The following is an 11,845-nucleotide window of genomic DNA, read 5'->3' on the forward strand; positions in this document are numbered from 1 at the left end:
GGAACCGGGGTGTGCCATGCCGTTCCAGAAGATCCTGTCCGAGAAACTCTCGCAATCGATCGCGCGCCAGATCGAACAGCTGATCCTGCGCGGCATCCTTCGCCCGGGTGAGCGGCTGCCCCCTGAACGCGACCTTTCCGACCGGCTGGGGGTGTCACGCCCCAGCCTGCGCGATGCGGTGGCCGACCTCGAGGCGCGTGGCCTGCTGGAAATCCGGCCGGGTGCCGGTGTCTACGTGGCCGAGGTTCTGGGCTCTGCCTTTTCACCCGCGCTTGTCCGTCTGTTCGCCGAACATGACGAGGCGGTGTTCGACTACATCGCATTCCGCCGCGACATGGAGGGGCTGGCGGCCGAGCGTGCCGCGCGGCTTGCCTCCGAGACCGACCTCAAGGTGGTCGACACGATCTTCCGCAAGATGGAAGCCGCGCATGCCAAGCGTGACCCGACCGACGAGGCCGCGCTTGACGCCGATTTCCACATGTCGATCATCGAGGCCAGCCACAACGTCGTCATGCTGCACATGATGCGGTCGATGTATGACCTGCTGCGGCAGGGGGTCTTCTACAACCGTCAGATGCTGTTCCGCAATCGCGTGACGCGCGACACCCTGCTTGACCAGCACCGCGCCATCAACACCGGCCTACAGGCCCGCGATCCGGCGATGGCCCGCGCGGCGGTCGAGGCGCACATGGGCTATATCGAGCGCGCGCTTTCGGACCAGTTGCGCGCCGAACGGAACGAGGCGGTGGCGCAACAGCGCCTGTCGCACGAGGCCCAGAAATGAGGAACCCCCGGCCGGCGGCCGGGGGTTCCTCAGCAATGGCACGTCCGGTCAGTGCAGGCGGGCGCCGACCTGTTCGATCGCCGCGTCGATGGCTGCGGCCGCGGTCTTGGGCGTGGACTGCTGCGCCAGGATCGAGCCCGCCGCCGCCACCGCAACCGTGACCGCGCGCTCGCGCACCTCGCGCACCGCCGCCGTTTCGGCCGCAGCGATGCGATCCTCGGCCGCCGCAAGGCGCCGCGCGATCGACCGCTTCAGTTCTTCCTTCGCCTCTTCGGCCGCGCGTGTCGCCTCGTCCTTTGCAGCCGCCACGATCCGGTCGGCCTGTTCCTGCACGTCCTTCTTCTTGCGCTCGTAGGAGGCGAGGATCGCCTTCGCCTCGTCCCGCAGGGCCGCGGCCTCGTCAAGCTCGGCGCTGATCTGTGCGGCGCGCTTGTCAAGAAGGTTGGTGATGATCCCCGGGACGCCGGCATAGACCAGCACGCCCACGAAGATCAGGAACGAAATCAGGACGATGAAGTCCGTGTTGCCAAGCGAGAAGAAGGGGCCCGTGGCGGCGAGCGCCGGGGTTGCCGTCAGCCCGAGGGCAAGGGAAAGCCGGATCATCGCGTCACCCCTTCATTCTGGCCGCGACCGCGTCGGCAACCGCCGCCTGGTCTGCGGGCTGGCCGAGCGCCGCCACGATGGCGGCGGCCGTTTCGCGCGCGACTTCCGTCACGCTTTCCACGGCACCGGCGCGGATCTCGGCGATGCGGCTTTCGCTGACCGCGGTGCGTTCGCCGATTTCGGCGTCGGCGCGGGCGGTTGCGGCCGCGAGGTCGGCCTCGATGTCGGCGCGCGCCTTCGCCACGATCTTGGCGGCTTCGGCGCGTGCCGTGGCAAGGGCGTCGTTATAGGCCTTTTCGGCCTCGACCGCCTTGGCCTTCAGTTCCTCGGCGGCCGCAAGATCGTTGATGATCGTGCCGCGCCGTTCGGCCAGAACCGCCCCGATGCGCGGCAGGGCCACGCGGCTCAGGATCATGTAGATGGCGACCAGCGAGACGGCCAGCCAGAACACCTGGTTGGGCCAGGTCGAGAAATCCAGCTGCGGCATGCCGGCGGCGGATTCGCCGCCGTGGGCCGCTGCGGAATGGGCATCGGTTGCCATGTCGTCGTCTCCCGCAGAACCAGGGTCTGGCCGGAGGGCATCATGCCCGCCGGCCCGAGGTCAGGGTCGCTGGATCAGACGGCGAACATCAGCAGAAGCGCGATCAGGAACGAGAAGATCCCGAGCGCCTCGGCAAAGGCGATGCCGACGAACAGCGTCGCCGTCTGGCCGGGCGCCGCCGAGGGGTTGCGCAGCGCGCCGGCGAGGAAGTTCCCCGCGACATGGCCCACGCCGATCCCCGCGCCGCCGAGGCCGATCGTGGCCAGACCCGCGCCGATGTACTTGCCCATTTCAGCGATATCGCCTTCCATGATGGATACTCCTTTGGAAAGGTTGAGATTTCAGAGTGCGTCAGTGATGTGCGCCGCCGACGGCATCGCGCAGGTAGACGCAGGTGAGGATGGTGAACACATAGGCCTGGACCACCGCGACAAGCAGTTCCAGGGCATAGATCGCGGTAACCGCGCCGATGACCACCGGCGAGACCACGGCCAGCGAGGCAAAGCCCGCGATCACCTTGATCACCGCGTGGCCTGCCATCAGGTTGCCCGCAAGACGGATGGAATGGCTGACCGGGCGGACAAAGTAGCTGATCACCTCGATCACCGCCAGCACCGGACGCACCGGGGCGGGGGCGGAGGAGACCCAGAACATCGCCAGGAACCCGATGCCCTGCTTGGCGAAACCAAGGATCGTGACGCCCAGGAAGACCAGGAGCGCCAGCACCACGGTCACCGCAACATGGCTGGTGGTGGTGAAGGCCATCGGCAGAAGGCCCAGCAGGTTCGCGAAAAGAATGAACAGGAACAGGGTCATGACATAGGGGAAGTACTTCACCCCGTCATGTCCCGTCACCTCTTCCACCATGTTGTGGATGAAGCCGTAGATCAGTTCGGCCACCGATTGCGTCCGCGTCGGAACGCGCGCCCGGCGGCGGGTGCCGAGGATCAGCAGCGCGGCGATGCAGGCCACGCCGATCGCCATCCAGAGGGTCACGTTGGTTACGGTGTACCAGTGAACCTCGGTCCCGCCGAACAGCGGTTTCACGATGAACTGATCCATCGGATGGATGTTGAAGCCGCCGCCGCCTTCTTCCGCCACCTGTCAACCCCTTGGTTTTCCGGCGTTTCCGCCGTCCGTGCCCTGTCCCATCGACCGCGCGGTGCCCAGCATCGTGCGCACCCCTGCGGCGAAGCCGAAGAGCGAGAAGATCACCAGGAAGACGGGAAACGTGCCGAACATCCAGTCCAGCCCGTAACCGATGGCCAGGCCAAGACACATGCCCGTCACCAGTTCGATCACCATCCGCCAGGCCATCTCGCCCTGCGAGAATGCCTTGCCTGCGGGTCCCTTGGGCGGTGTCGGCTTCCCTTTCGCCCGGGCGAGCCGCGCGTCGAGGGCGCGCAGTCGGTCGGGGTCGGGTTCGTCGGCCATTCCACGAAACCTTTCAGACGCGGCGATGACTAGAGAGGGCGGGGGCAGGAGTCAAGCACGGATCGCCGCAGGGCAGAATGCCACAAGGTGATGAAAAACAATGATTTTACTGGGGTGCGTCAGATCGCGCCAGTGGTCGGCCGGCTGGGGGCATTGTCAACCTGGCGGTTGACCTTTGGCGGCTTCGGGGGCAGGACGGGGGCATGATCGAGGTGCAACCCGACCCCCTGTCCGCCGTCTTTGCCGCCCTGGCCGATCCGACGCGGCGGGCGATCCTGGCGATGCTGCTGGAGGATGACATGGCGGTGACCGATGTTGCGGCACCCTTCGCGATGTCGCTGGCGGCAATCTCCAAGCATCTGAAAGTGCTGGCGGAAACCGGCTTGATCCAGCAGGAGCGGCGGGGCCGCGTGACCTGGTGCAAGCTGGACCCCGACGCGCTGCGCGGCGCGAGCGTCTGGATGCAGGGCTTCGGGCAGTTCGACCCGGTCGACCTGGACGGGCTGGAGCGGTTTCTGGCGGCGGAACTGGCCGAACCGCAGGAAGACGGCCCAACTCCTTGAGATCGCGGAAAAACCGTGTCTGGTTTCCGTCCCGCCCGCGTCGGTTCCGCGTCTGGCATCCGTCCCGACAAGTTGTCTAGACATGTGCGGCCGCCCCACCGGCCGGACGGGGCGGATCGACAGGTCGCCCGGGCGCCCGACCCCGTCGTGGGGGCTTCGGGGGCCGCGCACCCGGGCTGGTCCGGCGGGGGCTGCTCGTCCCCCCGCCGAAAGGGATCAGACCAGCAAGCCGTTCAGCAGGCGCACCGTGCCGTCGCGCGAGCGCAGGGCCTGGACGTTGCCGGTGTCGCGGGCATAGGCCTCGATCGCGGCGCGGGTGCCGGGGCCGAAGGTGCCGTCGATGCCGCCGCGATAGTAGCCATAGGCGCGCAGGCGGGTCTGGATCGCCCGGCGCGAGGCGGGCGAGTATTCGTTGAAGGCCGCCGCGACCGGCGTGTAGACCGGTGCCGGGTTGCCGTAGTGCGGCGCGCCGTGATGCGGGCGCGGGGCCGGGGCGGGCGCGAAATACTGCGGCTGCGGCTGGGCATGCGCCTTGTTGCGGTTGTGGTTGATGATCGCGCCCACGGCGGCGGCGGCCAGAACGCCCTTGAGGAAGTTCTGTTCGTTCTTGCCCCAGGCATGGGCGGGCGCGGCGGTGCCGGCTGCCAGCGCGAAGGCGGTGACAGCGGCGGCGGCGGTCTTGGCGAATGTCATGGTCATCGTGTCGTCCTTTTCTGTGGCAGCAGAAGCCGGGTGGCGGCAGACACGCCTCGTCTGCCCTGCGACCAGAGATGGACGGCCGGGGCAAGATAGGCAAAGACGCCCGTCTGCTATCGGATAACGTTTTTCTTTTCAGCGGGTTCCGGCGGCAGCTCGGAATCCTTCGGGGTCAGCCCGTAGGCCGCCACCAGTCGCCAGACATGCGCGGGAAGCATGTTCTTGAGCCGCGCGGGATAGGCGCGGCGCAGGTGCAGGACCGATTCTGCCGCCTTCATCTCGACCCGCGCGCGGGCGAATTCCAGCCCGCGCGGCCCGATCCGCGGCTGCAGGAAGGACACCAGCGGGCGCAACCAGCCGGGCATCCGGCGCAGCGGCATGCCCCCCGCCGCGCGGGCGGTGTTGGCGATGAAGCCCGCGACCGCCCCCTTGCGGCTTCCCCGGTCGACCAGCGGCGCGGTGGCCAGCCGGTCACCCAGAAGGCGCAGCATGGCCGCGCCCTGCCGGTTCCGGGCGATCACCCACTGGTCGCCCGAACCGCCCATGTAGCCCACGGTCAGATCGGCCAGCCTGTTCGTATAGTCCACGCAGGTGCGGCAGGTCATCGGAAAGAAGTCGGCGGGAAGGTTCGAAATCGGCAGTTGAAGAAAGGGCAGGGTGCGCGGGGGGCGGCCATCGTCGAACCGCATCTCGCAGACATAGTCGGCGCGGAACTCGAAATAGCTGATGGTTTCGGGATGCGGATCAAGAAGCCTCAGGAAGCCGTGAAAGTTCTCGGTGGTGGTGTTGTCGGAACAGGGTGTGCCGAGCACCAGCAGCGTTTCGAGGCCCCATTCCTGTTGCAGGGCCCGGATCGCATAGGTCTGGCACGGGATCGCCACGACGGCGATGCGGCGATGGCCGCGCGCCACCGCCTGCGGGATCAGGGCGGCGACCGGGGCATAGCCCATGCGCATGCCGCGCACGCGGGCCAGATCGGCCGGATCGGTCACGATGACGGGCAGCGGGCGCCAGCGGTCATCGGGGTGGGGGGCTACCGTCAGGACGGCGGTGACCGCGCCGGTTTCCAGCAGGCGCGCGGCGATCGCGGTGGTCAGCCCGGTCCATTGCGCGCCCGGGGCCGGGGGGGCGAGGCGGGCGCGGTGCATCGCGAGGGTGACGCCGAAATGCGCCTCGTCCCCCCGGGCGGGATCGGCGGCGCGGCCGTGGGCGGCCTGTTCGAGCCCGGGATAGTCGGGGCGGATGAACTGGCAGGCGCGGCCGCAGGCCCGGCCGTCGCCGATGCGGCTGATCCCGCAATCAGTGCAGAGGCCGGGGCGGGCGGCGCCGCCGATGTCGGGAACGATGAGGCCGGGGCTGGTCATGCGGGCCACCATGGCGCGGGGCGGCCGGGGGCGCAATCACGGCGAATTGGGTTGTCTTCGGGGCGGAAAGGGCGCATAAGCGTCGGGCGACGCTTTCTTGATCGACCTTCTGTCTCCTTCGGGCTTCAGTCTGCGATTCTGATCCCGAGCCGGGCCACCGCGATGTTGCGGGTGGCGAACTGACAGGAGTATCCACGATGGCCAATGGCACCGTGAAGTGGTTCAACGCAACCAAGGGTTTCGGCTTCATCGCACCGGAAGGCGGCTCGCGCGATGTGTTCGTGCATGTCTCGGCGCTGGAACGTGCGGGCATCCGTGAACTGGCCGATGGCCAGGCCGTGACCTTCGACGTCGAGCGTGGCCGTGACGGCCGCGAGTCGGCGATGAACCTCGCGCTGGCGTGATTTCATCCGCATTGCGGAACAGGGGGGCGGCCCGCAGGGGCCGCCCCCTTTGCTTTCAGGCGATGCGCCGGCGCAGCATCGGCGGTGCCAGAACCAGCACGCAGAGCAGCATGGCGGCGGCAAAGACAAAGGCCATGCGCAGGCCGAAGGCGCCCGCGATGAAGCCCAGTGTCGGCGGGCCGAAGAAATAGCCGAAATAGCCCAGCAGCGTGGCGCGGGCGACCGCGCGGGCGCGGGCATCGGGGCGGGCATGGCGGCCGACCAGCGAGAAGGCGGTGGGCGCGATGACCGAAGACCCGATCCCCATGACGATGAAGCCCGCATAGGCCATGGCGGGCGTGCCGGCCATCGCGGCGGTCAGCGCGCCGCAGGCCGAGATGATCGCGCCGCCCCCCAGCAGGCGCAGCGGATCGACCCGGGCGGCAAAGCCCTGGCCGACCAGCCGCGCCACGCCCATGGTGATCGCGAGGGCGGCCGGACCCATGGCGCCTTCGGCCGGGGTGCCGCCCAGCGTCTTCTCGATATGCAGGGCCGACCAGTTCTCGGCCGCGTTCTCGGTCAGGAAGGCGATGAGCACGATGCCGCCGCCCAGCACCGGGACCAGCCCCAGACCCGGCCCCCCGCCCTCGGGGCGGCGCAGGCCGTGGATGGTGCCGTCGGCCTCGCGCGTCAGGGCAGCGAGGACGAGGGCCACCAGCGACATCGTGGCCATGACGGCGCCGGGCGGCCAGCCATCGGCGCGCATCGCGCCGGTCGCGATGGCGCCGCCGGCGTAGCCGAAGGAATAGGCGGCGTGGCAGAGGTTCATCAGCGGCACGCCCCGGTCGTTTTCCAGCGCCGCGACGCGGGCGTTCATCAGCACGTCGGTCAGGCCGGTCGCGGCGCCGCAGCACATCATGGCCAGCGGGAACAGGACGAGCGAGGCGGTCTGGCCGGGCAGGGCGAAGGCCGCCGCCATCAGGCAGGCCGCCACCGGCAGCGCGACACGGCCCAGCGCCGCGCCGATCGCGGGGGCGGCAAGCATCGCCGCGACGGCGGCGATGGGCGTGGCGAAGATCAGCAGGCCGAGGCGCGCCTCGTCCACGCCCAGCATTGCCTTGAGGTCGGGCAGGACGGCGGCAAAGGTGCCCCAGAGCACGCCCATCGCCGAGAAGGCCGCGAGCGGCGCGCGGGCCATGGGCAGGAGGGCGAGGAAGGTCATGGGAACGGGCCTGACGGTTGCGGTGCCCGCCACCGGGGGGGCAGGGCGCAGCTAGCCCGGCGCGGCGGACGGGGCAAGGGCCGGGGGCGACCGTCCCGGCGGCCCGCGCGGCATTTCGGGCTTTTCTTCCGTGGCGGGGTTCGTATAGTCACGCGCCATGACACGGGAACCGATCAGCCAGAGCATCCGCCGCGCCGCCCGCGCGGACTGCCCGCGCGCGCAATCCCGTGGCCTGCTTCTTCTTAGCCGCCTCTGAGCGTGCCCTTGGGCGCGACCGCTCGGAGGTGAACAGCGCCCGGGAAGACGCAAAGGCCAAGGAAGGACAATCCAGATGACCGACACATCCCACCGCCCCGCAGACCCGGCGCGCGTGCTGATCTTCGATACCACGCTGCGCGACGGCGAACAGTCGCCCGGCGCCACCATGACCCATGACGAGAAGCTGGAGATCGCCACGCTCCTGGACGAGATGGGCGTGGACGTGATCGAGGCGGGCTTTCCGATCGCCAGCGAGGGCGATTTCCGCGCCGTCAGCGAGATCGCCCGGGCCGCGCGCAACGCCACGATCTGCGGGCTGGCGCGCGCGAACTTCAAGGACATCGACCGCTGCTGGGACGCGGTGCGCCATGCGAAAAGCCCGCGCATCCACACCTTCATCGGCACCTCGCCGTTGCACCGGGCCATCCCGAACCTGACCATGGACGAGATGGCCGAGCGCATCCACGACACCGTGACCCATGCGCGCAACCTGTGCGACAACGTGCAGTGGTCGCCGATGGACGCCACGCGGACCGAGCATGACTATCTGTGCCGGGTGGTCGAGATCGCCATCCGGGCCGGCGCGACCACGATCAACATTCCCGATACCGTGGGCTATACCGCGCCGCGCGAGAGCGCCGAGCTGATCGCCATGCTGCTGGAACGGGTGCCGGGCGCCGACAGCATCGTCTTTGCCACGCATTGCCACAATGACCTGGGGATGGCGACCGCGAACGCCCTGGCGGCGGTGGCGGCGGGCGCGCGGCAGATCGAGTGCACGATCAACGGGCTGGGCGAACGGGCCGGCAACACCGCGCTGGAAGAGGTGGTGATGGCGATGCGCGTGCGCCATGACATCATGCCCTACACCACCGGCATCGACACGACCCGCATCATGCACCTGTCGCGGCGGGTGTCGGCGGTGTCGGGCTTTCCGGTGCAGTTCAACAAGGCGATCGTGGGCAAGAACGCCTTCCTGCATGAAAGCGGCATCCACCAGGACGGGGTGCTGAAGAACGTGCAGACCTTCGAGATCATGCGGCCCGAGGACATCGGCCTGACGGCGAAGAACATCGCCATGGGCAAGCATTCGGGCCGCGCCGCGCTGCGCGCGAAGCTGCGCGAACTGGGCTATGACCTGGCCGACAACCAGCTGAACGACGTCTTCGTGCGGTTCAAGGCGCTGGCCGACCGCAAGAAGGAGGTCTACGACGACGACATCGTGGCGCTGGTGCAGGACCAGGCATCCGACCAGGGCGCCGAAACGCTGGTGCTGAAGCGGCTGCGCGTGGTCTGCGGCACCGAGGGCCCGCAGGAGGCCGAGATGACGCTGGCCATCGACGGGGTGGACCACACCATCGACGCGACCGGCGACGGGCCGGTGGATGCGGCCTTCCAATGCGTCAAGCAGCTGTGGCCGCATCAGGCGCGGCTGGAACTCTATCAGGTGCACGCGGTGACCGAGGGCACCGATGCGCAGGCCACGGTCAGCGTGCGGCTGCAGGAGGACGGGCGCATCGTGACCGGGCAGTCGGCCGACACCGACACCGTGGTCGCCAGCGTCAAGGCCTATATCAACGCGCTGAACCGGCTGGTCCTGCGGCGCCAGAAATCGGCGCCGGGCGATGACGTGAAGGGTGTGAGCTATCGCGACTCGTGACCTGCGGGGCGGGGTCGGGGGGCCTGTGGCGGAATTCCGCAGAATTGTGGAATTGCGACCTGTCCACAGGCCCAAACGCGCCATGGCGCCGGTATTCGGTGCCACGGGGTGCGCAATAGCTGCAATCGCGGGCCTTTCAGGGCCGCGCGCGGCGGGCTTTGGCGTGGCCCGGCCGGGCAAGGCCCTTTCCCTTGTGTCGGGGCGGTCCTATAGGAAAGCGCCCGCGCAGGACGCCGAGTCGCGGGTGCGCATTCATCTGGCGAACGGGATCACGACGTCATGTCGATACTCAGCGGCCTATTCTCGTCGGACATGGCCATCGACCTCGGGACCGCGAACACGCTGGTCTATGTGCGCGGCAAGGGCATCGTGCTGAACGAACCCTCGGTCGTGGCCTATCACGTCAAGGACGGCAAGAAGCAGGTTCTGGCGGTGGGCGAGGATGCCAAGCTGATGCTGGGCCGCACCCCCGGCAGCATCGAGGCGATCCGCCCGATGCGCGACGGGGTCATCGCCGACTTCGACACGGCGGAAGAGATGATCAAGCACTTCATCCGCAAGGTGCACAAGCGGACGACGTTCTCGAAGCCGAAGATCATCGTCTGCGTGCCGCATGGCGCGACGCCCGTGGAAAAGCGCGCGATCCGGCAGTCGGTGCTGTCGGCGGGGGCGCGGCGTGCGGGGCTGATCGCCGAGCCGATCGCCGCCGCCATCGGGGCTGGGATGCCGATAACGGACCCCACCGGCAACATGGTCGTGGACATCGGCGGCGGCACGACCGAGGTGGCGGTGCTGTCACTGGGCGACATCGTCTATGCCCGTTCGGTGCGCGTGGGGGGGGATCGCATGGACGAAGCGATCATTTCCTATCTGCGGCGGCATCAGAACCTGCTGATCGGCGAATCCACGGCCGAGCGGATCAAGACGACGATCGGCACCGCCCGGATGCCCGACGACGGGCGCGGCATGTCGCTGCATATCCGGGGGCGCGACCTGCTGAACGGCGTGCCGAAGGAGACCGAGATCAATCAGGCGCAGGTGGCCGAGGCGCTGGCCGAACCGGTGCAGCAGATCTGCGACGCGGTGATGCAGGCGCTCGAGGCGACCCCGCCCGACCTTGCCGCCGACATCGTGGACCGGGGCGTGATGCTGACGGGCGGGGGCGCCCTGCTGGGCGATCTTGACCTGAGCCTGCGCGAACAGACCGGCCTGTCGATCAGCGTTGCCAATGAATCGCTGAATTGTGTGGCGCTGGGCACCGGCAAGGCGCTGGAATACGAAAAGCAGTTGCGGCATGTGATCGATTACGACAGCTGACGGCCGGCCTTGTCAGGTCTGCGGCCCGAGGCGCGAAAGGACCCCGCCCCGTGGCACGGAAAAGCGTATCGCCAGAGGAGTTCACCACCCCCGTCCGCCGCATCCTGATCGGGGTGCTGGTGCTGGTGCTGCTGGTGCTGTTCCTGCTGTGGCGCGTCGACAGCCCGCGTGTCGAGCGGTTCCGCACCGCGCTGGTCGATGCGGTCGTGCCCAACATGGACTGGGCGCTGGTTCCGGTCACCAAGGCGGTGGGGATGGTCGAGAACTTCCAGTCCTACACGCGGATCTACGAACAGAACCAGGAACTGCGGCGCGAGCTGCAGCAGATGAAGGCCTGGAAGGAGGCGGCGCTGCAGCTGGAGCAGAAGAACGCCCGCCTGATGGACCTGAACCAGGTGCGGATGGACCCCCGGCTGACCCATGTGACCGGCGTGGTGCTGGCCGATGCGGGCGGGCCCTTCCGGCAGTCGGTGCTGCTGAACGTGGGCGCGCGCGACGGTATCCGCGACGGCTGGGCCACGATGGACGGGATCGGGCTGGTCGGCCGGATTTCGGGGGTGGGGCAGCGCACGTCGCGGGTGATCCTGCTGACCGATTCGAACAGCCGCATCCCGGTGACGGTGCAGCCCTCGGGCCAGAATGCGCTGCTGTCGGGCGACAACACCCCGGCCCCGCCGCTGGATTTCCTGGAGGCGGCCGATCTGGTGCGCCCCGGCGACCAGGTGCTGACCTCGGGCGATGGCGGGGTGTTCCCGGCGGGTCTTCTGGTGGGAACGGTGGTGCAGGGGGCGGACCGGCGGCTGCGGGTGCGGCTGGCGGCCGACTACGGGCGGCTGGAATTCCTGCGGGTGCTGCGCAGCCACGAGATCGAGCCGATCACCGACCCGGGCGGTCTGGTGGCCGAACCCGTGGCCGTGCCGCTGCCCGAGGCCGCCCCCGATACCGCACAGGTGGGGGCTGGCGGTGGTTGATCCGGTCTCGGCCCGCATCTGGCTGTACCGTGCGGCCTTCCTGGGGCTG

The 11,845-nt window shown here is 68.8% G+C and carries 14 protein-coding genes; 6 read left to right on the forward strand and 8 right to left on the reverse strand.

Translation table 11 applies throughout. The features are described from left to right. Positions 1-16 precede the first annotated feature (16 nt). Positions 17-784, forward strand: a complete 768-nt coding sequence (locus KF887_06495) for an FCD domain-containing protein (protein QYK42749.1) — start codon at positions 17-19, stop codon at positions 782-784. Between the two features lie 48 nt (positions 785-832). On the opposite strand, the gene KF887_06500 is transcribed toward KF887_06495, so the two are convergent. From KF887_06500 to KF887_06520, 5 genes are all read right to left on the reverse strand, one after another. Next, complete coding sequence (locus tag KF887_06500) at positions 833-1,387, reverse strand: F0F1 ATP synthase subunit B (protein QYK42750.1); 555 nt, start codon at positions 1,385-1,387, stop codon at positions 833-835. A gap of 4 nt (positions 1,388-1,391) precedes the next feature. Beyond that, a complete protein-coding gene (locus KF887_06505; GenBank protein QYK42751.1) occupies positions 1,392-1,928 on the reverse strand; it encodes a F0F1 ATP synthase subunit B' in 537 nt (178 codons plus the stop codon). A gap of 74 nt (positions 1,929-2,002) precedes the next feature. Continuing rightward, positions 2,003-2,239, reverse strand: coding sequence for a F0F1 ATP synthase subunit C (locus KF887_06510; GenBank protein QYK42752.1), 237 nt, complete (start codon positions 2,237-2,239; stop codon positions 2,003-2,005). Between the two features lie 40 nt (positions 2,240-2,279). Next, positions 2,280-2,990 carry a F0F1 ATP synthase subunit A gene (locus tag KF887_06515; GenBank protein ID QYK43467.1) on the reverse strand — a complete coding sequence of 237 codons (711 nt, stop codon included), beginning with the start codon at positions 2,988-2,990 and terminating at the stop codon, positions 2,280-2,282. 42 nt (positions 2,991-3,032) lie between these two features. Further along, the gene (locus KF887_06520; GenBank protein ID QYK42753.1) at positions 3,033-3,362 is read right to left on the reverse strand and encodes an AtpZ/AtpI family protein; all 330 of its coding nucleotides are present in this window, start codon (positions 3,360-3,362) and stop codon (positions 3,033-3,035) included. A 203-nt stretch (positions 3,363-3,565) separates the two neighbouring features. On the opposite strand from KF887_06520, the gene KF887_06525 reads away from it, so the two are divergent. Continuing rightward, a complete protein-coding gene (locus tag KF887_06525; protein ID QYK42754.1) occupies positions 3,566-3,925 on the forward strand; it encodes a winged helix-turn-helix transcriptional regulator in 360 nt (119 codons plus the stop codon). A 216-nt stretch (positions 3,926-4,141) separates the two neighbouring features. Here KF887_06525 and KF887_06530 read toward each other — a convergent pair whose 3' ends face one another. Both KF887_06530 and KF887_06535 read right to left on the reverse strand, forming a co-directional pair. Continuing rightward, positions 4,142-4,624, reverse strand: a complete 483-nt coding sequence (locus KF887_06530; protein ID QYK42755.1) for a peptidoglycan-binding protein — start codon at positions 4,622-4,624, stop codon at positions 4,142-4,144. A 110-nt stretch (positions 4,625-4,734) separates the two neighbouring features. Continuing rightward, the gene (locus KF887_06535; protein QYK42756.1) at positions 4,735-5,985 is read right to left on the reverse strand and encodes a Coenzyme F420 hydrogenase/dehydrogenase, beta subunit C-terminal domain; all 1,251 of its coding nucleotides are present in this window, start codon (positions 5,983-5,985) and stop codon (positions 4,735-4,737) included. 197 nt (positions 5,986-6,182) lie between these two features. Between KF887_06535 and KF887_06540 the strand changes: the two genes are divergently transcribed. Continuing rightward, positions 6,183-6,389, forward strand: coding sequence for a cold-shock protein (locus KF887_06540; GenBank protein QYK42757.1), 207 nt, complete (start codon positions 6,183-6,185; stop codon positions 6,387-6,389). Positions 6,390-6,444: 55 nt separating this feature from the next. Here the strand turns inward: KF887_06540 and KF887_06545 are convergent, their stop codons facing one another. Continuing rightward, positions 6,445-7,590: an MFS transporter gene (locus KF887_06545; protein QYK42758.1), complete on the reverse strand. Its 1,146-nt coding sequence runs from the start codon at positions 7,588-7,590 to the stop codon at positions 6,445-6,447. A 331-nt stretch (positions 7,591-7,921) separates the two neighbouring features. Here KF887_06545 and KF887_06550 point away from each other — a divergent pair, with 331 nt between their 5' ends. The 3 genes from KF887_06550 to mreC all read left to right on the forward strand — a co-directional run bounded on the left by KF887_06550 (position 7,922) and on the right by mreC (position 11,796). Then, positions 7,922-9,508 (forward strand): 2-isopropylmalate synthase, encoded by a 1,587-nt coding sequence (locus tag KF887_06550; GenBank protein QYK42759.1) that lies wholly within the window; start codon positions 7,922-7,924, stop codon positions 9,506-9,508. 279 nt (positions 9,509-9,787) lie between these two features. Then, positions 9,788-10,825, forward strand: a complete 1,038-nt coding sequence (locus tag KF887_06555; GenBank protein QYK42760.1) for a rod shape-determining protein — start codon at positions 9,788-9,790, stop codon at positions 10,823-10,825. A gap of 50 nt (positions 10,826-10,875) precedes the next feature. Continuing rightward, the gene (gene mreC, locus KF887_06560; GenBank protein ID QYK42761.1) at positions 10,876-11,796 is read left to right on the forward strand and encodes a rod shape-determining protein MreC; all 921 of its coding nucleotides are present in this window, start codon (positions 10,876-10,878) and stop codon (positions 11,794-11,796) included. Positions 11,797-11,845 lie beyond the last annotated feature (49 nt).

It is taken from the genome of Paracoccaceae bacterium (assembly GCA_019454225.1).
In the GTDB taxonomy this organism is placed as follows: domain Bacteria; phylum Pseudomonadota; class Alphaproteobacteria; order Rhodobacterales; family Rhodobacteraceae.